Below are 23,031 nucleotides of genomic sequence, written 5' to 3' on the forward strand. Positions count from 1 at the left end.
TTTGGCGCCACCAACGATGGCATCCCCGAACAGCCTTCCATCCTCGTATGCAGTCGAAGTCGATCCTTCCGCCTGGCGGCAGCTGGGCCACCTCTCCAACGGAGACTACGGTGTCCTCCAGGAGCGGCTCACCGCGCTGGCGACGCTTGCCTCGGAGGGGCGGCTGCCCGACCCGCGCGCGCTCCAGCAGGCGGGCGTGGAGAGCATGCTGTCCTTCACCGTGGGGGACTTCGTCCTCCTCTACCAGGTGGACCCGGCCCGCACGGCCATCCGCCTGCTGGAGGTCACCCTCCGGCTGTCCGGCATTCCGCCCCAGGCCTCCGTCCGCTAGGCCTCGGGCAGGCCGCGCCGGGGTGGGAACATCCGCATACCCGCACCCCGAGGATGTGCACGGTCCTCCTCTCGGGCGTCGCCCGATGAACAGCGCTTCGTCCTTCGGGCAACGAACCGTGGCCAGGGACTTGAGGACCGGGTCATTAGTGACAGACTCTCGCCCGTACTCGCGTCTCCACCATGCCCCGCACCCTTCCCAGAGCCGTGGGTCCCTACCGTGTCGTCTTCACGGCACAGGCATGGAAGGAGGTCGGGCTGATGTCCACCGCCCGCTTCGACGCGTTCCAGCAGGCGGTGGACGCGCTGGCCGCGAGGCTGGGCAAGCAGGGCGCGTCCGCGGCCGACGCGCCGGTGCCGGTGCCGGTGCCGCTCCAGGTGGACGGGCTGGTGGTCGTCTACGCGCAGGATGACGCGGCGCGGACCCTCACCCTGGTGGACATCTCCCGGGAGTCGGCCACGTCGCGCTGAAAATCAGCGCGACGCCGTCTCCCAAGTCGCGCTGAAGCCAGCGCGACGCCGTCTCCCACGTCGCGCTGAAAATCAGCGCGACGCCGTCTGCCAAGTCGCGCTGACCTCAGCTCGCGGTGCGGGTGCCGGGCGCCTGGTGCACGGTGCCCAGCTGCCCCACCGTCTCGCGCGGCAGCCACACGTGGAACGTGGAGCCCTCGCCCGGCGCGCCCACCGACTCCACCCAGATGCGGCCGCCGTGCTGCTCGACGATGCCCTGGCTGATGGTGAGCCCCAGGCCCAGGCCGCCGTACTTGCTGCCGTGCGCGCGGCCGAAGCGCTCGAAGATGAGCCCCTGCTTGTCCTTGGGGATGCCCACGCCGCGGTCCTTCACCGCCAGGTGCACGCCCTCCTCGCCCTCGCCGGACAGCCGCACCAGCACCGGCCCGCCCTCCGGCGAGTACCGGATGGCGTTGGACAGGAGGTTGGTCAGCACCTGGTCCAGGCGCCCCCGGTCCCACGTGCCCTCGAGCTGCTCCGGGGCCTCCACCTGGATTTCGTGCCCCTGCGACAGCACCGCCATGCGGTCCCGCGTCTCGTGCACCAGGTGCGACAGGTCGAAGCGCTCCAGCTCCAGCGACAGGCGCCCGGCCTGGAGGCGGCTGATGTCCAGCAGGTCCTCCACCAGCTTGGCCATGCGGTCTATCTGCCGGTTGATGATCTTCAGCGACTTGCCCGGCCCGGCCTCCGTCTCGCCGCCCAGCTTGAGCAGCGCCAGGTGCGCGTGGCCCTTGGCCGCCGCCAGCGGGGTGCGCAGCTCGTGGCTGGCCGCGGCGAGGAAGGCGTCCTTGGCCTCGCTGGCCAGCCGCAGCGCCGTCTCCGCGCGCTGGCGCTCGGTGATGTCGCGGGCCACGGAGATGAAGCGGCCCGGGCCCTCGTCGGCGGACACGAACTGGAGCACCACCTCCACCGGCACCTCGGTGCCGTCCCGGCGGCGGTGGGTGGTGGAGTACGTCTGGCTCGGCAGCGTGCCGCTGACGAGCGGGGCCAGCAGCTTGCGGAAGCCCGCCTCGTCGAAGGCGCTCTCCACTTCCAGCACGGACAGCCCCACCAGCTCGTCCACGGCGCCGGCCAGCTGCTTGGCCGCGCCCGCGTTGGCGTAGGTGAGCGTCAGCGAGTCCGGGGAGAACATGAGGACGCAGTCCAGCGTGGCGTCCAGCGTCGTCTTGAAGCGCCCCAGGGCCTCCTCGGCCCGGCGCTTGTCGTCGATGTCCGTGGCCACGGCAATCCAGCCCGCCAGCCCCGAGGCCTCGTCCTTCTCCGGCACCGCGCGCGCCAGGTGCCAGCGGTACACGCCGTCGAAGCGCCGCAGGCGGAACTCGCGCTCCACGCGGTGGCCCCCGCGGATGGCCTGCTCCCACGCGCTGCGCATGGCCTCGCGGTCCGCCGGGTGGACGAACTCCAGGAAGGTGCCGAGCGACAGCGGCTGCTCCTCCTGGATGCCGGTGTAGTCGCGCGCCGCGCGGTTGGCGTAGGTGAAGCTGCCGTCCGCCCGCGCCGCCCACATCACCTCGGGCAGCGACTCGGTGAGCCGCCGGTAGCGCAGCTCGCTCTGCCGCTCCAGCGCCTCGCGGTCCCTCTGGCGCAGCAGGGACGCCTGCCGCTGAATCTGCTGCTCCTTGAGGAACAGGTCCACGAAGACGCTGACCTTGGAGCGGAGGATTTCCGGGTCGAACGGCTTGAGCAGGTAGTCCACCGCGCCGTGCGCGTAGCCCTTGAAGACGTGGGCCGCGTCGCGGCTGAGCGCGGTGAGGAAGATGATGGGGATGGTGCGGGTGCGCTCGCGCTGCTTGATGAGGGTGGCCGTCTGGAAGCCATCCAGCCCGGGCATCTGCACGTCCATCAGGATGACGGCGAAGTCGCGCTGCAGCAGGAACTTGAGCGCCTCTTCACCGCTGGTGGCCTTCACCAGCTCCTGCCCCAGCGGCTCGAGGATGGCCTCCAGCGCCAGCAGGTTGGACGGGTGGTCATCCACCATCAGGATGCTCGCCCGGGGACGTGCCTGTCCCTCCTGGGGGCGTTCGGCGGGGATGTGTTCGCTAGGCGTCATGGAGGTGGGATGAAAGGGTGCCCCGGGCGCATCATTGACTGGTCGCAGAGGCTAGGCGCAGGCCCCGCCGGGCCCAAGCCCGGCGGAGCGCTGTCGTGTGCTAGCCATCACTCAAGCCGTCAGGTCGTCACCCAGAGGCGGATGAGCTCCAGCAGCTTGTCGGTGTCCACCGGCTTGGGCAGGTAGTCGCTCGCCCCGGCGGCCATGCACTTCTCGCGGTCGTCCTTCAGCGCCTTGGCGGTGACGGCGATGATGGGGAGGCTGGCGTACTTGAGGTCCTTGCGAATCGCACGCATGGTCTCATAGCCGTCCATCTCCGGCATCATGACGTCCATCAGGACGATGTCCACGTCACGGTGCTGCTCCAGCATCTCGATGGCCGCGCGGCCGTTCTCCGCGAAGACCACCTGCATGCCGTGGTTCTCCAGCACGCTGGTGAGGGCGAAGATGTTGCGCATGTCGTCGTCGACGACGAGCACCTTCCTGGACGCCAGCTCGTTGTCCTTCTCGTTGCGCTGGGCCAGGGCGGCCCGGGCGCGCGGAGGCAGGTTCTGGTCCAGCCGGTGGAGGAACAGGGCCGTGTCGCTCAGGAGCAGCTCCGGACTCTTCGTCCCGCTCTTGAGGATGACGCTGCCGGTGTAGCGCCGCAGCCGCGCCTCGTCCTTCGCCGTGAGCTCCTTGCCCGTGTAGACGACGATGGGCAAATCCCGGAAGCGCTGCTGCGTCTTGACCTCCTCCACCAGCTTGATGCCGTCGGTGTCGGGCAGCAGCAGGTCGATGACGAGGCAGTCGTACTCGTTCGTCTCCAGCTTCTTGAGGACATCTTCACCGGTGGCCACGGCCGTGACGGCCACGTCGCCGCCGTCGGCGAGCAGCTTCACCAGGCTCTCGCGCTGGACGTCGTCGTCCTCCACCAGCAGCAGCCGGCGCTCCTTGCGCTCCAGGAAGCTGGCCAGCTGGTTGAAGACGCGCTCCAGGCCCTCCTTGCTGACGGGCTTGGTGAGGTAGCCGAACGCGCCCTGCGAGTTGCCCTGGTGCTTGTCCATGACGCTGATGACGTGCACCGGGATGTGGCGGGTGCGCGGGTTGCGCTTGAGGCGGTCCAGCACGCTCCAGCCGTCCACGACGGGCAGCTGGATGTCCAACGTAATGGCGTGCGGCTGGTACTCGTTGGCCATGGACAGGCCGGTGTCACCGCGGGTGGCCACCAGGGCCTTGAAGCCCTTCTCCCGCGCCATCTGCACCATGATGCGGGCGAACTTCACGTCGTCCTCGATGATGAGCAGGACGCGGTCCCCCTCGCGGATATGCTCGCGGTCGTCCTCCACCGAGACGGGGCCGAGCATCGACTCCACGGGCGGAGGCAGTGCCGCGTCCAGCACGTGGCTGCTCTCCGCCCCGACGGGCGTGAGCGGCGCCGGGACGGCGGCCGTCAGGTCCGGCACGGGAGGCGGGCGGGGCATCGGCTCGCTGGGCCCCGACAGGGGCGGCAGGCCGTCGTCCTCCGGCCCCACGTACTCGGGCGGCAGGTACAGCGTGAAGGTGCTGCCCTTCTTGGGCTCGGACTGCACGTGGATTTCGCCGCCCAGCAGCTTGGCGATTTCGCGGCTGATGGACAGGCCCAGGCCGGTGCCGCCGTACTTGCGCGCGGTGGAGCCGTCCGCCTGCTGGAACGCCTCGAAGATGAGGCGCTGCTTGTCCTTGGCGATGCCGATGCCCGTGTCCGTGACGGAGAAGGCCAGCACGTGCCGCGAGCGCTTGAGCACCTCGTGGTCGAAGCGCACCGCGCGGTCCGCCAGCGCCACCTTCATCCGGACGCTGCCCTCGTCGGTGAACTTGAAGGCGTTGGACAGGAGGTTCTTCAGCACCTGCTGCAGGCGCTGCGGGTCCGTGCGGATGTGGCGCGGTGAGCCCGGCGCCACCTCCACCGTGAAGGCCAGCCCCTTCTGGTCCGCCACCGGACGGAAGCTGCGGTCGATGAACTGGTTGAGCTCCGACAGGACGATGTCCCGCGGCTCCACCTGCATCTTCCCGGCCTCCACCTTGGACAGGTCGAGGATTTCGTTGATGAGGCTGAGCAGGTCTCCGCCGGACGCGTAGATGGTGTTGGCGTACTCGACCTGCTTGTTGCTGAGGTTGCCGTCCTTGTTGTCCGCCAGGAGCTTGGCGAGGATGAGCAGCGAGTTGAGCGGCGTGCGCAGCTCGTGGCTCATGTTGGCCAGGAACTCGCTCTTGTACTTGGAGATGACGGTGAGCTGCTCCGCCTTCTCCTCCAGGCTGACCCGGGCGCGCTCCACCTCGTTGTTCTTCTCCTCGACGCGGCGGTTCTGCTCCTCGAGCAGCTTCGCCTTCTCCTCCAGCTCGATGTTGGAGCGCTTGAGCGCGTCCTGCTGCTGGGTGAGCTCCTTGGACTGGCTCTGGAGCTCCTGCGTCAGGCCCTGCGACTGGAGCAGCAGCTGCTCCGTGCGCATGTTGGCGATGATCATGTTCAGCACGACGCCGATGCTCTCGGTGAGCTGGTCCAGGAAGATCTGGTGGATGGCGCTGAACGGGTGGAAGGACGCCAGCTCGATGACCGCCTTGACCTCGCCCTCGAAGAGGACGGGCAGGACGATGATGTTGAGCGGCGCGGACTCACCCAGGCCCGAGGAGATGGTGATGTAGTCCGAGGGCACCTTGGTGAGCAGGATGGTCTTCCGCTCCAGCGCGGCCTGACCGACGAGCCCCTCGCCCAGCCGGAACCGGTTGGCGATGTGCTTGCGCTCCCGGTACGCGTAGGTGCTGGTGAGCTTGAGCAGCGGCGTGCCGGACTCGGTGTCCACGAGGAAGAAGGCGCCGTGGTGCGCGGAGACCAGCGGCGTCAGCTCGCTCATGATGAGGCGGCTGACGGCGTCCAGGCTCTTCTGGCCCTGCATCATGCCGGAGAACTTCGCCAGGTTCGTCTTGAGCCAGTCCTGCTCCTGGTTCTTCTGCGTGGTCTCACGCAGGTTGACGATCATCTGGTTGATGTTGTCCTTCAGCGCCGCCACTTCGCCCTCGGCGACGACGGTGATGCTGCGGGTCAAATCGCCCTTCGTCACCGCGGTGGCGACGTCGGAGATGGCGCGCAGCTGGCTCGTCAGGGTGCCGGCGAGCTGGTTCACGTTGTCGGTCAGCTGCCGCCACGTGCCGCGCGCACCGGGCACGCGGGCCTGGCCGCCCAGCTTTCCTTCGATACCCACCTCGCGGGCCACGGTGGACACCTGCTCGGCGAAGGTGCCCAGCGTGTCCGTCATGTTGTTGATGGTCTCCGCCAGTGCGGCGACCTCGCCCTTCGCGTCGACGATGAGCTTCTGGGTGAGGTCACCGTTGGCGACCGCCGTCACCACGCGCACGATGCCGCGCACCTGCGTGGTGAGGTTGGACGCCATGAAGTTCACGTTGTCCGTCAGGTCCTTCCACGTGCCGGCGACACCGGGCACACGGGCCTGCCCCCCCAGCTTCCCTTCGACACCGACTTCACGGGCCACCGTGGACACCTGCTCGGCGAAGGTGCCCAGCGTGTCCGTCATGTTGTTGATGGTCTCCGCCAGCGCGGCCACCTCGCCCTTCGCCTCCACGACGAGCTTCTGCTTCAGGTCGCCGTTGGCGACGGCCGTCACGACCTTGACGATGCCGCGCACCTGCGTGGTGAGGTTGCGGGCCATGAAGTTCACGTTGTCCGTCAGGTCCTTCCAGACGCCGGACACGCCGCGCACTTCCGCCTGACCGCCCAGCTTTCCTTCCGTACCGACCTCGCGAGCGACGCGAGTCACCTCGGAGGCGAACGAGTTCAGCTGGTCCACCATGATGTTGATGGTGTCCTTCAGCTCGAGAATCTCGCCCTTCGCGTCGACCGTAATCTTCTTGGACAGGTCACCATTGGCGACCGCCGTCGTCACCAGCGCGATGTTTCGCACCTGCGCGGTGAGGTTGGACGCCATGCTGTTCACGTTGTCCGTGAGGTCCTTCCACGTGCCGGCGACACCCGGCACCGCGGCCTGCCCCCCCAGCTTGCCGTCCGTACCCACTTCCTTCGCGACGCGCGTCACCTCGGCGGCGAAGGCGCGGAGCTGGTCCACCATCGTGTTGATGGTGCTCTTCAGCTCGAGGATTTCGCCGCGAGCCTCGACGGAGATCTTCTGCGACAGGTCGCCGTTGGCGACGGCCGTCGTGACCTTGGCGATGTTTCGCACCTGGTCCGTCAGGTTGCCGGCGAGGACGTTCACGTTGTCGGTGAGGTCCTTCCAGACGCCTGCGACTCCGGGCACCGCAGCCTGGCCGCCCAGCTTGCCCTCGGTACCGACCTCCTTCGCGACGCGCGTCACTTCCGAAGCGAAGCCCCGCAGCTGGTCCACCATCGTGTTGATGGTGTTCTTCAGCTCGAGCACCTCGCCCTTCACGGACACGGTGATCTTCTGCGACAGGTCGCCGTTGGCGACCGCCGTCGTGACCTTGGCGATGTTACGCACCTGGTCCGTCAGGTTGCCGGCGAGGACGTTCACGTTGTCGGTGAGGTCCTTCCAGACGCCGGACACGCCCTTCACGTCGGCCTGGCCACCCAGGCGGCCCTCGGTACCGACCTCCTTGGCGACGCGAGTCACCTCGGCGGCGAAGGCGCGGAGCTGGTCCACCATCGTGTTGATGGTGCTCTTGAGCTCCAGCACCTCGCCCTTGGCGTCGACCGTGATCTTCTTCGACAGGTCACCATTGGCGACGGCCGTGGTGACTTCCGCGATGTTTCGCACCTGCGCGGTGAGGTTGTTCGCGAGCAGGTTCACGTTGTTCGTGAGGTCCTTCCACGTGCCCGCGACGCCCGGCACCTCGGCCTGGGCGCCCAGCTTGCCCTCGACACCCACCGTGCGGGCGACGTCCGTCACCTGCTGGGCGAAGATGGACAGCGTCTGCGTCATGGCGTTGATGGTGTCCGCGAGGGCGGCAATCTCGCCCTTCGCCTCCATCGTCAGCTTCTGGCTCAGGTCACCGTTGGCGACCGCCGTCACCACGCGCACGATGCCGCGCACCTGGCTGGTGAGGTTGGACGCCATGAAGTTCACGTTGTCCGTGAGGTCCTTCCAGACGCCGGACACGCCCTTCACGTCGGCCTGACCCCCGAGCTTCCCTTCCGTACCGACTTCCTTCGCGACGCGCGTCACTTCCGAAGCGAACGCGCGGAGCTGGTCCACCATCGTGTTGATGGTGTTCTTCAGCTCGAGCACCTCGCCCTTCGCGTCGACGGTAATCTTGCGCGACAGGTCGCCCTTCGCGACGGCCGTCGTCACCTCGGCGATGTTACGGACCTGGTCGGTCAGGTTGTTCGCGAGCAGGTTCACGTTGTTCGTGAGGTCCTTCCACGTACCGGCCACTCCGGGCACCACCGCCTGGGCGCCCAGCTTGCCTTCCACGCCCACCGTGCGGGCGACGTCCGTCACCTGCTGGGCGAAGATGGACAGCGTCTGCGTCATGGCGTTGATGGTGTCGGCCAGCTCGGCCACCTCGCCCTTGGCCTCCATCTTCAGGCGCTGGGTCAGGTCACCATTCGCGACGGCCGTCACCACCTTGGCGATGCCGCGCACCTGGGTGGTGAGGTTGACGGCCATCACGTTCACGTTGTCCGTCAGGTCCTTCCACGTGCCGGACACGCCCTTCACCTCGGCCTGTCCGCCCAGCTTGCCGTGCGTACCGACCTCGCGCGCGACGCGCGTCACTTCCGAGGCGAACGAGTTCAGCTGGTCCACCATCGTGTTGATGGTGTTCTTCAGCTCCAGAATCTCGCCGCGAGCGTCGACGGTGATCTTCTTGGACAGGTCACCGTTGGCCACCGAGGTCGTCACCAGCGCGATGTTTCGCACCTGCGTGGTGAGGTTGGAGGCCATGCTGTTCACGTTGTCGGTGAGGTCCTTCCAGACGCCGGCGACGCCCTTCACGTCGGCCTGACCGCCCAGCTTGCCCTCGGTGCCCACCTCGCGGGCCATACGCGTGACTTCCGAGGCGAAGGCGCGCAGCTGGTCCACCATCGTGTTGATGGTGTCCTTCAGCTCGAGCACCTCGCCCTTCACGTCCACGGTGATCTTCTTGGACAGGTCACCCTTGGCGACGGCGGTGGTGACTTCCGCGATGTTTCGCACCTGGGCCGTGAGGTTGTTGGCCATCAGGTTCACGTTGTCGGTGAGGTCCTTCCACGTGCCGGCGGCGCCGGGCACCTGGGCCTGGGCGCCCAGCTTGCCCTCGACACCCACCGTGCGCGCGACGCTGGTCACCTGCTGCGCGAACACGTTGAGCGTGTCCGTCATGTTGTTCAGCGTGGCGCCCAGGGCGGCAATCTCGCCCTGCGACGGGACCATCAGCTTCTGGGTGAGGTCTCCGTTGGCGACCGCCGTCACCACCTTCACGATGCCGCGCACCTGGGTGGTCAGGTTGGACGCCATGAAGTTCACGTTGTCGGTGAGGTCCTTCCACGTGCCGGACACACCGGGCACCGCGGCCTGACCGCCCAGCTTTCCTTCGGTGCCCACCTCGCGGGCCACGCGGGTCACTTCCGAGGCGAAGCCGTTGAGCTGGTCCACCATCGTGTTGATGGTGCTCTTCAGCTCGAGCATCTCGCCGCGGGCGTCGACCGTAATCTTCTTCGACAGGTCGCCATTGGCGACGGCCGTGGACACCTCGGCGATGTTACGCACCTGGGCCGTGAGGTTGTTGGCCATCAGGTTCACGTTGTCCGTGAGGTCCTTCCAGACGCCGGACACGCCCTTCACGTCGGCCTGACCGCCCAGCTTGCCGTCGCTGCCGACCTCCTTCGCGACGCGCGTCACTTCGGCGGCGAACGAGTTGAGCTGATCCACCATCGCGTTCACGGTGGTGCCGATGCGGAGGAACTCGCCCTTGACCGGCTGGCCGTCGATTTCGAGGGCCATCTTCTGGGTGAGGTCGCCCTCGGCCACCGCCACCAGCACGCGCGCGACTTCCGTGGTGGGCTGCACCAGGTCGCCGATGAGGGCGTTGATGGAGTTGAGGCTGGTGGCCCAGTCGCCCTTCACGTCGCCCAGCGACACGCGCTCGCCCATGCGGCCCTCGCGGCCGACGACGCGCTCCACGCGGACCATCTCCTGCGTCATCGCGGAGTTGAGCGTCACCACCGCGTTGAAAGCGCGGGCAATCTCCTCCATCACCACGTCGGAGGTGCCACCCGGCAGCCGGACGGAGAAGTCACCGCCCTGCACCGCCTTGAGCGCGGAGAGCAGCGGCTGCATCGGATGGCCGCCGCGCACGCGAGCCCCCGTCACCGGCGCGCGCGAGCCACCGCCCCGGCCATTCTCCACGGGGGGAGGAGGGGCCTCTTCCGACGCACGGGCGCGCCCCCGCTCGCCGCGCAGGCGGTTGGCCGCCACATTCTCTCGCGCCGGGCTGGCGCTGGAGGGCGCTTCCGTGCGGGAGGCACCGTCCTCGGCCGTCTTCCGAGGGGTGCGCTTGCGGCCATTGCCGTTGGGGTTGGGAACCTTGGTGTCGTCCACGCGTGAAAACCTCTGATCGGGATGAACGCTTCAGCAGTGCTCTGAGCGGCGCCCGGGCGGTGCGAATCTCCAGGGAGTTCGCGGACTTGTCGATTCCAAGCCGGCAGCCACGGGGCCTGTTCGTCTACTAGTGAACCGTGTGGTTCACGCGCTCGGACGGCCCGTGAAAACGTGGGGTGCCGAGCCCATTACCAACATCTCAGGGCGCCGGAGCCGTGCACGGAAAACCATCGCAGCCCTGGACATAGAGGGCCCGACCGAGGAGCCGGCGGGCAGGCGTCGCCGGACGGCTTCCCGCGGGCGCCTGGGTGCCTGCACGCACGTCCAGGGTGTAGGCAGGACCGCTGGGGGCACAGCCGATCAACAGCCGCTCCGGCACGTCGAGCCACCACACGCTCTCCACGGCACACGGCGCCTGGGTCTCCATGGGGGCGAGCGTGCGGGCGTCGTAGAGGCGCAGGGCGCCTTCGGAGAGCACGGCGGCGAAGGCACCCGCCGCCCCCACCGACAGCCTCCCCCCCGGCCAGGGGAGCGACACCTGCCCCAGCACCCCGCCCTCCGGGGAGACGGAGACGAGCTGCCCGGCCTCGTCCAGCGCCAGGACTCCGCTCGCGTGCCCGGCCAGGGACACGGGCGCGAAGTCGCCGACCGGACGCAGGGCCCCCTGCTCCTCTCGCAGCAGCCGGCCCCCCGCGGAGACCCACAGGCGGTTGTCTCCTCCGAAGGTGGCCGCCAGGGTGCCGACCACGTCCAGGCGCCGCGAGCCCCCGCCGCGCTCGCAGAGCGCCACGGCCTGGGGGCCATACACGGCCACCCGGGAGGCATCCGGGGAGACGGCCCAGCCCAACCTGGGGGCCGGCAGCGCGCGGGTGAGGCAGTCGTTGAGGGCGCCGAAGTGCGGGTCCGCGGTGGGCGAGGAGATGAGGTAGGGCAGGCTGGTGGTCGTCACGTAGACGAGCAGGCCGAGCGCGACGGCGATGGCGATGGTGAGCGGCCAGGGACGGGCGCCGAGGGCGCGCACCTGCCTCGCGGCCGCGCGTGCCCCCTTCCTGCCTCCGGTCACCGGGCTCTCCCGTCCACTCACGGCGGCTCCTCGCTGCGGCCTTCCCAGGACAGCACAGAACGGGCGCGAAGGCTCCTGCGAGCCGGGCATGGCCTACGGGCCGAGCACGCTCGGCTGGTTGCTTCCAGCGGGAGTCGTTGCAGGCAGCAAGCACCGGGATGGAAGGGAGCGGAGGCGTGCCATGCTCCTTGCCAGATGGAAGGAGCTGTCTACGTGCGGATGAGCGGGGTGCGCCCCTTCGTCGGAGTCGTCCTGGCCGTGGTGCTGGCTGCTGGAGCCGAGGCCCGGGCCGGCAGCTTCATCACCGGGACGGTGAGGGATGCACAGCGCCAGCAGCCCCTTCCCGGTGTCGTCGTGTCGGCGTGGCAGGACCCGCCCTCGCTCCAGGGCGAGCTGACGGTGGTGACGGACGACCAGGGGGTGTACCTCCTCCCGCGGCCCATCCTGGGGACCTACACGCTCCGCTTCGAGAAGGAGGGCTACAGGCCCTACGCACGGTCCGACGTCGTCCTGAGGAAGGGGCACTCCCTGCGCGTCGACGTCCGGCTCGCGGTCGATACCGGGGCGGAATGGATTCCTCTCTGTGGCGGTGGAGGGCCGCCGGTCGACACCAGCAGCACCTCCACGGTGCTGCGGCCCGACTGGCAGCTCCCCCACAGCCTCCCGCTGAGCCGGCCGCTGGGGAGGACGGGCGCGGTGCGCGCGGCGGACGGCTTCGCGGAGCTGGGCCCGCGCATCATGGGCGACGAGCGGGGACTCTCCATCCACGGCGCGAGCGTCTTCGAGAACCGGTACACGCTGAACGGGCTCTCCACCACGGATGCCGCGACCGGACTCGACGCCCTTCCCCTGAGCGCCGAGCTCTTCCAGGACGTCACCTTCCATTCCGGTGGCGCCATGCCGGAGTCCGGCCGTGCCACCGGGGGCGTCATCGACACGCTGATGCGCGAGGGCTCCAATGAGCTCCACGGCTCCGTCTTCGCGACCTGGGCCCCGGGCCGGCTGGAGGGGGGCCGCGCTTCCCTGCCGGAGGGCGCGGGCACCCGTGCGCTCGGAAACCTGGGGGACTTCGGCGCCACCCTGGGCGGACGGCTCAAGATGGACCGGCTCTGGTTCTTCGCGGGCGTCGTTCCGACGTTGAGTCGCGTGAAGTTCACGGAGGCAGGGAGCTCGCGAACCGTCTTCGCCGACCAGCGCGGTGTGCAGGCCCTGGGCCGGCTGACGTACCTCCCGCACCAGGACCACAACGTGACGCTGTCGCTGCTCGCCATGCCCACGACGTCGCGAGGAGTCGACCTGGGCCTGGGGCCTCGGACGCTCGACAGTGACAGCGTGATGACGGGCCTCCAGTATCGCGGTGCGTTCCTGGACAAGCGGCTGCTGGTGGACGTCAACGCCGGCTGGCTGCGGCGGCGCGACTCGCTCGTCCCCGTGGAGGGTGGCGAGGCAGAGACACCCTTTCGCGAGGTGGGGCGCCAGCAGGCCAGCGTCCGGGCCACCGTCCTGACGAAAGGCCTGGGAACCCACGTCCTCGCGGCGGGTGTGGACACGGAGCTGCTCTCCTACGAGCGGCGGCGGGTGGAGCCCGGGGCGGGTGTGCTGACGTCGCGGACGACCAGTCCGGTCATCGGGAGCTTCGTGCAGGACTCGTGGCAGCTCTCGCCATGGCTCACGGTGAATGCCGGTGTCCGGCATGACGTGCAGCTCCTGGCGGGTGGCGCGAGAGGGGCGTCGAACGTCGCGGTGCACCAGCTCTCTCCGCGCGTGGGCGTGGTCGTGATGCCCTGGCGACTTGCGCGGGTGTTCGCGAACTACGCGAAGTCCTCGGGCCTGGTGCCGCTGGGGCTGAAGGAACGCTCCTTCCAGGCGGGCGAGGTGGCGGTGGACCCGGACCTGGCGCCGACGACGTCCAGTGAGTTCGTCGCGGGCCTCGAGTCCGAGGTCCTCCGGCACTACCTCGTCGCGAGCGCGACCTATACGCACCGCGAGCTGGACTCCGCGGCCGTGCTGCTGCGAAACGCGGACGGGAGCGGGACGCTGCTGGGCAACCCGGGCTCGGGGCTCGCGGCGGGGCTGGCGCGGCCGGAGCGCGACTACGACGCGGTGACCGTGTCGCTGAGGCAGACCTACTGGGAGCAGTGGATGGCGGAGGTCAGCTACACGCGCTCGCGGCTGCGGGGCAACTTCGACGGGCCGTTCTCCACGGTGGCGGGGCCGGTGGTGCCGGGTCTCCTGGAGGATGCGGTTCCTGTCGAGGACCTGGGCGGGCGGAGGCGGCTCGCGCAGGACCGGACGCATGTCATCAAGGCGTTTGGCGCACGGGAGTTCTACTTCCTCCACGCGTACTCGGCCCGGGTGGGCGTGGCGTACGTGGGGGCTTCGGGCCTGCCCGTGGCGGGGACGGAGGCTCGCACGCCGTGGGTGCACCTGGTCGATGCCCGGGTGGGCGTGGACTACCGGCTCACCCGGGAGGCGCGGATGTCCTTCGACCTGGAGGTCTTCAACGTGCTGGGCTCGCAGGCGGCGACGCGCGTGGAGGAGCGGGCTACCGCCGAGGGCACGGAGCTCCTGCCCGTGCAGTACCAGGCGCCGAGGGAGGTGCGGCTCGGCGTGCGGTACGTGTTCTGAGGAATCGCCGGGCTGGAGCGATGCTGGCGCGGAGTCTGCAGAGCGCCTGGGGCCATGCGCTGGAGACGGCTCCTGAAGTGGTGGGTGTGTCTGCTGGGCCTCGGCTTCGTGGGCGTCCTGGCCACGCTGGAGGGTTTCTACCGCGTCATGCTCGCACGGGTGCCGGAGCTGCCTCGTCCTCCTGAAACCCGCGTCATGCCCGCGTTGTATGGGCGCATGCGGTGGGCCTCGAGTGAGCGCACGGCGACGCCTCGCGTGGAGCCCGTCTGGCCCTGGAACGTCGCCTTCGTGTTGGTGAGAGTCGGGCTGCTCGGACAAAAGCCGTCTCAGGTCGTGATGCCCGCGGGGCTCGGCATTGCCCAGGAGGTCGCGAGCGAGTGGTCCTCTCAACTGCGTGAGGCGGGTGGCAGGTTCCCGAGAACATTCGAGCGCCTGGCCCTGACCCTCTGGCTCACCCGCCATTGGAGCGCGGAGGAGCTGCTTGCATTCGAGGCCGAGCACAGGTCTCTCGGCCATGGCCTCTTCGGCATGAGAGCGGGTGCGCGGGTGCTGCTCGGAAGAGAGTGGGCGGAGCTCGATGCGGGGGGCATGGCCGTGCTCCTCGCGGTGGGTGATGCCCCCGGCCGTTGGAGGGACCCGTGGTGCTTTCCGGAGCGCATCCGCGCGAGGCGAGACGTGTTGCTGAAGCGCCTGCGGGAAGCGGGGGGACTCTCCCTGGGGGAGACGGAAGCGGCACTCCAGGCTCCGCTCGGCCTCATTGTTCGGCCCGCGCACTGGGCCCCCTGCCCGGAACGGAATGGGAGCGGCATGAAGGCCGCGCCGGAAGGCTGAGGCCTGGGCCGGCCGCCGCTTCAACTCCCCTGCCTCGGGGACCTGCCGGGCTGCCGTCCTTCCGCCTGTCATCGTGTTCTCGCGCTTGTCGCCCTGCCCCTGCACCTCACCTTTGCGGTGGGAAGGGAAAGGAACTCTCACCATGCGACGCGCGCTTACTGCTGCAGCCCTGACCTTCAGCTTCTTGCTGTCCTCCGCGGGACTCGCTCAATCAGCAGGCGGCGGTTCAGGCGGAGGCGCGGCCGCGGGAGGAGCCACGAGCGGCGGTGCCACTGGCCCCCAGGGCGGCACGGGTGGAGCGGGGACGGCGGGCGCTGGCGGGGCCGGAACGTCTCAGGCCCCCGGTACCTTCTCTCCCGGGAGCGTGTCTCCCGCGCCTCAGGGAACGACGGGCACCACGGGAGGCTCGACGACGGGGACCAACTCGGGGGCCGCGACGGGAACCCAGGGTGGCACAGGCACGCAGTCGGGTACGACCATCGGCGGCACGGGTGACGGTGCACAGGGAACCGGCACGGGTGGCGGCGGACAGGGCGGAGGCACTGCCGGCGGTACCGGTGGAGCTGGAAGCGGCACGGGAACGACAGGCGCTGGCACGGGCGGCTCTGATGTCGGCGGCACCGGCACGGGTGGCGGTGGAACGACGGGCACCGGCACCACGGACGCCGCGGACACCGGCACGGGTGGAACGGGCGGCTCGGGTACGACGGGCACCACCGGCACGGGCGGCGCGGGCGCGACTGGCACGGGCGGTGGCACCACCGGTGGCGGGGGGACGGGCGGAGGGAGCGCGAACGCCGCCGGCTCGGGAACGGCGGGTGGAATGAACGTTCCTTCCGGCGACGTCTCCCAGGAGGTGGTCCAGCTCCGCGCCCAGGTCCAGCGGCTCCAGCAGGAAGTGGACACGCTGAGGCGCGGCGGCACCGCCACCGGCGGCTCGGGCACGGGCGGCTCCGGCGCGGCGGCGTCCACCCCCACGGTGGACCCGGAGAACACCGTGGTCGCGAGCGTCCAGATGCAGGGCCAGGTGGCCGCCGTCTCGAAGGACCGCATCCAGGTCCGCGACGCGGAGACCGGTGACCTCTACACGCTGCTCGTCGGCAAGCGGACGCGCGCCCTCGTCGGCGACAAGCCCATCTCCGTGCAGAAGATTCCCGAGGGCACTCCCGTCCGCGTGGCCTTCAACTACGCGGCCGACGGCGACACCTACGCGACCCGCCTCCAGGTGTACCCGCGCCCTCGCTGATTCCGAACCGAAGCTGAAGCGCGCCCCACGCGCACCGCACTCCGGGCCGCCGGGAAGGAGCTGGAACCTTCCTGGTCGTCCGGAGGCTTTCTTTCTTCCACCCGCCCTACTCCGCCCCACGCTCCCGGACGAAGCGCTCGATACGGGCAATGGCCTGCTCCATCTTCAGCCGCGCGGAGCTGTTCGCCGAGTGCACCCGCACCCGGGGCGGCACGAAGCCCCGCGTCGCCACCGCCTCCTCCAACCAGAGCAGCACGTCGTAGCCGGTGCCGTGCTCATCGTCCCCGAGGTCGTGGTCCAGGCTCAGCTCCGTCACCTGCCCGCCCTCGAGCAGCCCGATGGCCTCCTCGGGCCACCGCACCGGCACCCAGCCCTCGGGCGTGGCGCGCTCGTCATCCAGGTAGACCTTCATCGCCTCCGCTCCCTCCGGCACCGCCACGTCGCGGCCCCGCCGTGCCCCAAAGACGTCCTCCCGGAAGCCCGGCTGACGGGACGGCCGCGTCGCACCCGGCAGCGTACGCGACGCGCTACGCGGGCCCATCCAGGCTGGCCATCGCCTTGCCGAGATAGACGAACAGCCTCGGGTCCAGGCCATGCCTCGCGGCCACCCCCGGCGCCTGCTGGTGGCTCGCCCGCAGCCACAGCTCGACGCAGGGCTCATTGCCGGTGAGGACCCCCACCAGCTCGCGCCAGCGCGCGGCCAGGGCCCGGACGCGCTCACACGTCGGCTCGGTGCCCCTGTCCAGCTCCGCGCGAAGCCGCGCGATGAGCTGCGACCACTCGACCAGTACCTGGAACAGCGGCCCCTCCTCCGGCACCTCGCCGCGAGCCTCCGACTCCTGCCGCGTCCCGGCAGCACGGTCCTTCTCGAACATGCCCATCACCTCGTCCCCCCACGGAAGTGCGGAGGGACAGGCTACGTACCGCCTCACGTCGCGTGAGGCTCAAGGGGCAAGACGTCGGGAGTGCCGCTACTCGTCCTTCGGCTTCGTCCCACCCGCCAGCTCGCGCAGCCTCGCGGCGAAGGGGCTCTCTCCGTCCGTCCGGGCAGACCCACCGGCCAGCCGCTGACGGCGGGTCATCGCGAGCGCCCCCTCGGCGGGACCTTCCAGGGCTTCCTTCTCGTAGCGGTCCTGCCCCCCCAGCGCACGGCCCACGGGGCGGGCGGAGCTGACGCGTCGGTTGGTATCCACGGGCATGAACGGTACCTCCAGGAGCAACGAGCCCCTTTCTACCCCACTACCGCCCCGTCCGGCGAGCCGGGCCCGGGCGGAGGCCCCCACGTCCCCTCCGGGTCCTCCAGCGCCGCGCCGATGTGACGCAGCACCCGGGCAACACCGTCCACGTCGATGACGCGCGCATCCCACGTGCAGGTGAGCGCCATCTGCCGGCCCGGCACCAGCTCGCCCGCCTCCACCACCGGCACCTGCCGCACCGCCCCCGGAGCCAGCAGCAGCGGCACCCGCGTGTACGGCACCAGCGCCACGTAGCCCCGCTCCAGCCCCAGCGAGCCCAGGCTCGTCACCGCCACCGAGCCGAACGGGTCCCTCGGCATGCCCACCCACCGCAGGTCGATATTCAGCGTGTACCAGACGAACGACAGCAGCCGCAGCGCCAGCCCCATCAGCAGTCCGGGGATGCGGTAGGAGCGGCGCTTGCCGCGCTCGATGACGGCGTCCCGGCGCGCGCGCACGTCGGCGATGCGCGACTCCATCGTCTCCACGAAGGTGCCCAGCGACAGCTCGTCCGCGCGGTGGAGGGTGGCCGTGGTCAGGTCCGCCCGCCCCGTCTCCCCGGGCTGCACCACCAGCACGCAGACGCCCACGTCCCTGCGCTGCCACGGCCGGTTCCACCGCAGCAGCACGTTCATCTCCGGGTAGCGGCGCAGCGCGTCCGCGGCCGCCTTCGCAACCAGGTGCGTCACCGTGAGGCGCCGCCCCGTGCGCGCGCGGTACGCGTCGAGGTACGCGAGCGCCCGCTCCATGCGCACCTCCAGCGCCGCGTAGGCGCTCGGGTCCCTCGGCGAGCGCCACGTCCCCAGCGCGAGCTTGCGGAAGGCCCCGGGCGGAGGCGCTGGCTTCAGGTCGAGGTCCACGCGGGCCCGGCTTCGCACGGCGCGTACGGCCCTGCAACCCTGGCCGCCCCCGGGCACCTGCGCCCGGCCCGCCGGCCTGTTAGACAGGGGCCACCGGAGCCGGACCCGCGGCTCCCACTTCCGAGGCACCCGACATGACGCCCCTCGCACTGGCCCTGTCTCTCGCCCTCCACGCCACTCCGGCCGCGAAGCCGCCCCCCACGAAGATGCCCACTGCCCAGAAGCCCGCCGCCGCCGAAGACGTCCACGCCTCCACTCGCGCATGGCATGAGCAGCGCCTGAAGAGCCTCGAGTCCGAGAACGGGTGGCTCACCCTGGTGGGCCTGTTCTGGCTCAATGAGGGCGCGCAGACCGCCGGCTCCGCGCCGGAGAGCGACCTCGACTTCCCCCAGGGCACGCCCGCGAAGCTGGGCACCTTCACGCGCAAGGGGAACACCGCGAGCTTCCAGCCCGCCCCGGGCGTCGCCTTCACCCTCGCCGGCAAGCCCTTCACCGGGGGCGTGCTCCAGTCGGACGAGAAGGGCGCGCCGGACGTGCTGAAGCTCGGCAGCCTCACCCTCCAGCTCATCCTCCGGGGAGACAAGCTGGGCGTGCGCGTGAAGGACACGGAGGCGCCCGCGCGCAAGCAGTTCCACGGCATCGCCACCTATGAGCCGAGCGCCGCGTGGCGCGTCGAGGCGCGCTTCGAGCCCTCTGAGACGCCGCGCACGATTCAGGTGCCCAACGTGCTGGGGACGGAGGAGGCCATGAAGGTTCCGGGCACGCTCGTCTTCACGGTGAATGGCAAGGAGCACCGGCTGACGCCCGTGGAGGACGGCTCGCAGCAGCTGTTCATCATCTTCGCGGACGAGACGAACCGGGATGCCACCTACCCCGCGGGCCGCTTCCTCTACGCCGACATGCCGAAGGACGGGCGCGTGGTGCTGGACTTCAACCGCGCCTACAACCCGCCCTGCGCCTTCACCCGCTTCGCCACCTGCCCGCTGCCTCCGCGCGGCAACCGCCTGGCCCTGCGCGTGGAGGCCGGCGAGAAGGCCTACGGCGGCCACTGAGGCACGTGCACGCCGAAGCGCCCACTCCGCCTGGAGTCCCGCCTCTCCGAGCGAGACCTCCAGGGCACAGGCCCGGGATGTGCCCGGCGCGGCGACTCAAGGACCGAGCCGGAGGAGGAAGCCGTCGTAGCCTCCCTCCGGCCGTACCGGACCGCCTCCGAAGTCCGTGGGCCCGCCGAAGGCGCCCACGATGACGCCCTCACCCTCGCGCGTCACGGACACGTCGAGCGACAGCGCCGCCGCCGAAGGCAGCCCCCGCACCCACCGCAGCGCCCCGTCGATGCGGTCCAGCTTCGCGACGAAGATGTTGTCGATGGAGCCGCCAGCTCCGGGCAGCACGTGGTCACCCAGCCGGTCCCCACTCTCGTAGTGCCCGGTGACGAGCACCCCGTCCCGCTGGTCCATCGCCACACCGGTGCCCAGCCGCGCGAAGTTGCGCGCCCAGCGCTCCTCGCCCAGCAGCGTGTACGCCACCACGAAGGCATCCGAGTCCACCACCCCCGGCGTGTCCGACGCGCGATACGTCTTCCCCCCGAAGGTGAACGCGCCGAGGAAGCTCCCCGTCATCACCACGCGGTTGCCGTGCACCGCCACGCCCGCGCAGCTCCCGTCCCCCAGCGAGCGCGTCCACAGCACGCCGCCCCCGGCCGAGCCCAGCCGCCGCAGCCCCGTCACCGGCCCCGGCGCTCCTGAAGCGTCATCCTGCGCGGTGCCGCAGAAGTACGCATCGCCCAGCTCGTCCAGCGCCACGCCGCCGCCCTGGGTGTCCTCCCCCTCCGCGTGCAGCCACCGCAGCGTCCCATCCGGCGCGTACTTCGCCACGAAGGCCCGCGGCCCCGCCGCGCTCAGCACCCGCCCGCCGAAGTCCAGGCTCCCGTCGTAGACGGTGCCCGCCACGACTGCGTTGCCCTCGCGGTCCGTCACCAGACTGTTCGCCAGGAGCGTGCCATCCCCGGCCAGCGTCTTCTTCCACAGCAGCCGCCCGTCCCGGTCCAGCTTCACCAGGAACGCGCCCGCCAGCTCCGAGCCCCCCTCGCTCCAGCCGGCGAACAGCACGTTCCGCTCGCGGTCCGTGCCCAGCGCATCCACCGACAGCAGCCCGCCCGCGCCGCCTCGAAACACCTTCGTCCACAGGAGCCGCCCGCCCGGCGAGTACTTCGCCACCACCACGCCCGGCACCTCCGGCTCGCCCGAGCCCAGCGGCCCCGTGCCCAGGTCGACGCCGCCGGTGAAGAGCACCGTGGTGAGGACATTCCCGTCCCGGTCCTGCGCGACGGCCGAGCCCAGCTGCGGCCCCGCGCCGCGAGCCAGCCGCGTCCAGGCCCCCGGGCCCTCCACCTCCGCCTGCTTCAGGGTGCCCAGCTCCTCCTGGCCCACTGACGCCGCGTCCTCTTCGCCCCCACACCCGGCGAGCCCCACGGCCGCCACCAGCCACCACGCCTTCGACCCCATCCCACGACCTCCACCCGCACGAGACGACGCTGCCGGCCACCCGGAAGTCCCGGGTGCCGGCAGTGCGAATGGGTGTACATGGCCAGGGCCGCCTGCCCCCCGTTCACCAGGACAGGTGCGCAGTCGCTCAACAACGGCTGAGAGCCCGGCGCCTCACCCTCTCACGGAGGAAGAGGCGCTGCGCGGCGTCAGTGCACCGTGGGCGGCTGGTCCGACACGGCCTCGGGCGCGAGCGGCGACTCCAGGCGCGGGGCCACGCCCCCGGACACCTGGCGCAGCAGCGCCTCACAGAAGGCCGGCAGGTCGCCGGGGTTGCGGGAGGTGATGAGGTTGCCGTCCTCCACCACCTCGCGGTCCACCCAGCGCGCGCCCGCGTTGAGCAGGTCCGTCTTGATGGAGGGCCACGACGTGAGGGTGCGCCCGTCGGCGATGTCCGTCTCCACCAGCATCCACCCCGCGTGGCAGATGGCGGCGATGGGCTTGTCCGCACGGAAGAAGTCCCGCACGAAGCCCACCATGCCGATGTCCATCCGCAGGTGGTCCGGCGAGTACCCGCCCGGAATCACCACCGCGTCGAAGTCCTTGGAGGAGACCTGCTTCACGGCCTTCTCGGCGGTGATGGTCTCCTTGCCCTTCTTGCCCTTCAGCTGCTTGCCGGCCTCGATGCCGATGATGACCGCCTCGTGCCCGGCCTGCCTCACGCGGTCGTATGGCACCCGGAACTCCGAGTCCTCGAAGTCATTGGCCACGATGAACGCGATGCGCGCCATTGAGTCTTCTCCCTGCGGATGGAATGAGTGGGTGATCTGCCCGTGGGGACAAGGTGCCCACGGGGTCCGCGCGGACCAATGCGGCAAGGAGCGGGGCGGCCTCGGACGGGTTGTCCGCCTGCCCGCCCTCCCGGCCGGGGACCGGACCCCGAGGGACTGCGTCAGCCCCCCGACGCGAACCCGAAGCCGCGCTGGCGCGAGCGCCAGCCACCCGACATTAATCGCCCCATGCGCGCCTCCCACCTACTGCTCTCCTCCCTCGTGGTGCTCGCCCTGTCGGCCTCCGCCTGTCGCAGGAGCCAGGCCCAGGGCACCGCCTCCCCCCAGGACTGCGTCCTCGTGGAGGACGGCTGGGGCGCTGACGGCAGCGTGCCCTTCACCGTGGACGTCGTCGCGGAAGGGCTGGAGGTGCCCTGGGGCATTGCCTGGCTGCCCGGAGGTGATGCGCTCGTCACCGAGCGTCCCGGCCGCGTGCGCCTGCTCAAGGGCGGTGTCCTGCAGCCCACGCCCGTGGCCACCCTCCGGACGACGCGCACCGCCGAGGGCGGGCTGCTGGGCATCGCCGCGCACCCGGACTTCGCCACCACCCGCCAGTTCTACGTGTACGTCACCACCGACGCGAGCGGCCGGGACGAGAACCGCGTGGAGCGGTGGACGCTGTCTCCGGACGGCGCCACGGCCACCTTCGACCGCGTCATCTTCGGGGGCATTCCCTCCGCCACCTACCATGACGGCGGGCGCATCCGGTTCGGCGCGGATGGGATGCTCTACGTGGGCACCGGTGACGCCAGGGACCCGGACCGCTCCCAGGACGTGAAGGACCCGGCCGGCAAGCTCCTGCGCCTGACGCCCGAGGGGCAGGTGCCCCAGGACAACCCCTTCCCCGGCTCGCCCGCGTACCTCACCGGCATCCGCAACCTCCAGGGCTGGGACTGGAAGGACGCCACCACCCTCTACGTCACCGACCACGGCCCCAGCGGCGAGACGATGCGCCGCGGCCATGACGAGGTGAGCGTCGCCCGCCCGGGCGCCAACCTGGGCTGGCCCGGCATCTACGCGTGCGAGACGCGCGAGGGCCAGGTCACCCCGTCCCTCACCTTCGAGGACGCCGCGCCCCCGGGAGGCGCCGCCATCTACACCGGCACCGCCATCCCCGAGTGGACGGGCTCGCTGCTGGTGGGCACCCTCGGCTCGCGCCACCTGCACCGGGTGGAATTCTCCGCGGACGCCCCGGGCCGCGTGGCCCGCCACGAGGTCTACCTGCGCAACACCCATGGCCGGCTGCGCGAGGTCCTCATGGGCCCGGACGGCCACCTCTACGTCACCACCAGCAACTGCGACGGGCGGGGGGACTGCGGCCCGAGCAAGGACCGCATCCTGCGCCTGAGGCGCTGACCGGCCCGCCGGTCGGCCCCGGGCGGGTGGACTCCCGGTGTGCCCCCTGGTGCGGCGAGGCCGGCTTGTGGAAGGCTCCG

The 23,031-nt window shown here is 70.5% G+C and carries 16 protein-coding genes; 7 read left to right on the forward strand and 9 right to left on the reverse strand.

What is annotated here, in order from left to right; genetic code table 11:
• The first annotated feature begins 16 nt into the window (after positions 1 to 16).
• Together LXT23_RS20030 and LXT23_RS20035 are read left to right on the forward strand one after the other, a co-directional pair.
• Positions 17 to 331, forward strand: coding sequence for a type II toxin-antitoxin system RelE family toxin (locus LXT23_RS20030; protein WP_253981809.1), 315 nt, complete (start codon positions 17 to 19; stop codon positions 329 to 331).
• Positions 332 to 591: 260 nt separating this feature from the next.
• Positions 592 to 801 carry a hypothetical protein gene (locus tag LXT23_RS20035; protein WP_253981810.1) on the forward strand — a complete coding sequence of 70 codons (210 nt, stop codon included), beginning with the start codon at positions 592 to 594 and terminating at the stop codon, positions 799 to 801.
• A 106-nt stretch (positions 802 to 907) separates the two neighbouring features.
• Here the strand turns inward: LXT23_RS20035 and LXT23_RS20040 are convergent, their stop codons facing one another.
• The 3 genes from LXT23_RS20040 to LXT23_RS20050 form a co-directional block, all read right to left on the reverse strand.
• A complete protein-coding gene (locus LXT23_RS20040) occupies positions 908 to 2,890 on the reverse strand; it encodes a hybrid sensor histidine kinase/response regulator (RefSeq protein ID WP_253981811.1) in 1,983 nt (660 codons plus the stop codon).
• 119 nt (positions 2,891 to 3,009) lie between these two features.
• Positions 3,010 to 10,419: a HAMP domain-containing protein gene (locus LXT23_RS20045; RefSeq protein WP_253981812.1), complete on the reverse strand. Its 7,410-nt coding sequence runs from the start codon at positions 10,417 to 10,419 to the stop codon at positions 3,010 to 3,012.
• Between the two features lie 199 nt (positions 10,420 to 10,618).
• Complete coding sequence (locus LXT23_RS20050; protein WP_253981813.1) at positions 10,619 to 11,503, reverse strand: hypothetical protein; 885 nt, start codon at positions 11,501 to 11,503, stop codon at positions 10,619 to 10,621.
• Between the two features lie 198 nt (positions 11,504 to 11,701).
• On the opposite strand from LXT23_RS20050, the gene LXT23_RS20055 reads away from it, so the two are divergent.
• The 3 genes from LXT23_RS20055 to LXT23_RS20065 all read left to right on the forward strand — a co-directional run bounded on the left by LXT23_RS20055 (position 11,702) and on the right by LXT23_RS20065 (position 16,187).
• Positions 11,702 to 14,110 (forward strand): TonB-dependent receptor, encoded by a 2,409-nt coding sequence (locus LXT23_RS20055; protein ID WP_253981814.1) that lies wholly within the window; start codon positions 11,702 to 11,704, stop codon positions 14,108 to 14,110.
• A 54-nt stretch (positions 14,111 to 14,164) separates the two neighbouring features.
• Positions 14,165 to 14,941 (forward strand): transglycosylase domain-containing protein, encoded by a 777-nt coding sequence (locus tag LXT23_RS20060; protein ID WP_253981815.1) that lies wholly within the window; start codon positions 14,165 to 14,167, stop codon positions 14,939 to 14,941.
• Positions 14,942 to 15,305: 364 nt separating this feature from the next.
• Entirely contained in the window at positions 15,306 to 16,187 is an 882-nt protein-coding gene (locus LXT23_RS20065; RefSeq protein WP_253981816.1) for a hypothetical protein, read from the forward strand.
• 106 nt (positions 16,188 to 16,293) lie between these two features.
• Here the strand turns inward: LXT23_RS20065 and LXT23_RS20070 are convergent, their stop codons facing one another.
• From LXT23_RS20070 to LXT23_RS20085, 4 genes are all read right to left on the reverse strand, one after another.
• A complete protein-coding gene (locus LXT23_RS20070) occupies positions 16,294 to 16,728 on the reverse strand; it encodes a cyclic-phosphate processing receiver domain-containing protein (RefSeq protein WP_253981817.1) in 435 nt (144 codons plus the stop codon).
• Positions 16,715 to 17,062 (reverse strand): TipAS antibiotic-recognition domain-containing protein, encoded by a 348-nt coding sequence (locus LXT23_RS20075; protein WP_253981818.1) that lies wholly within the window; start codon positions 17,060 to 17,062, stop codon positions 16,715 to 16,717. The genes LXT23_RS20070 and LXT23_RS20075 overlap by 14 nt, the downstream gene beginning before the upstream one ends.
• 96 nt (positions 17,063 to 17,158) lie before the next feature.
• Complete coding sequence (locus LXT23_RS20080; RefSeq protein ID WP_253981819.1) at positions 17,159 to 17,386, reverse strand: hypothetical protein; 228 nt, start codon at positions 17,384 to 17,386, stop codon at positions 17,159 to 17,161.
• Between the two features lie 32 nt (positions 17,387 to 17,418).
• Positions 17,419 to 18,300 (reverse strand): 2-oxo acid dehydrogenase subunit E2, encoded by an 882-nt coding sequence (locus tag LXT23_RS20085; RefSeq protein ID WP_253981820.1) that lies wholly within the window; start codon positions 18,298 to 18,300, stop codon positions 17,419 to 17,421.
• 116 nt (positions 18,301 to 18,416) lie between these two features.
• On the opposite strand from LXT23_RS20085, the gene LXT23_RS20090 reads away from it, so the two are divergent.
• The gene (locus LXT23_RS20090) at positions 18,417 to 19,334 is read left to right on the forward strand and encodes a DUF1684 domain-containing protein (protein ID WP_253981821.1); all 918 of its coding nucleotides are present in this window, start codon (positions 18,417 to 18,419) and stop codon (positions 19,332 to 19,334) included.
• A gap of 96 nt (positions 19,335 to 19,430) precedes the next feature.
• Here LXT23_RS20090 and LXT23_RS20095 read toward each other — a convergent pair whose 3' ends face one another.
• Both LXT23_RS20095 and LXT23_RS20100 read right to left on the reverse strand, forming a co-directional pair.
• Positions 19,431 to 20,786 carry a hypothetical protein gene (locus tag LXT23_RS20095; protein WP_253981822.1) on the reverse strand — a complete coding sequence of 452 codons (1,356 nt, stop codon included), beginning with the start codon at positions 20,784 to 20,786 and terminating at the stop codon, positions 19,431 to 19,433.
• Positions 20,787 to 20,974: 188 nt separating this feature from the next.
• A complete protein-coding gene (locus LXT23_RS20100) occupies positions 20,975 to 21,556 on the reverse strand; it encodes a type 1 glutamine amidotransferase domain-containing protein (RefSeq protein ID WP_253981823.1) in 582 nt (193 codons plus the stop codon).
• Between the two features lie 228 nt (positions 21,557 to 21,784).
• Between LXT23_RS20100 and LXT23_RS20105 the strand changes: the two genes are divergently transcribed.
• Complete coding sequence (locus LXT23_RS20105) at positions 21,785 to 22,951, forward strand: PQQ-dependent sugar dehydrogenase (RefSeq protein ID WP_253981824.1); 1,167 nt, start codon at positions 21,785 to 21,787, stop codon at positions 22,949 to 22,951.
• Positions 22,952 to 23,031 lie beyond the last annotated feature (80 nt).

The sequence above is a fragment of the Pyxidicoccus xibeiensis genome (assembly GCF_024198175.1).
Lineage (GTDB): Bacteria > Myxococcota > Myxococcia > Myxococcales > Myxococcaceae > Myxococcus > Myxococcus xibeiensis.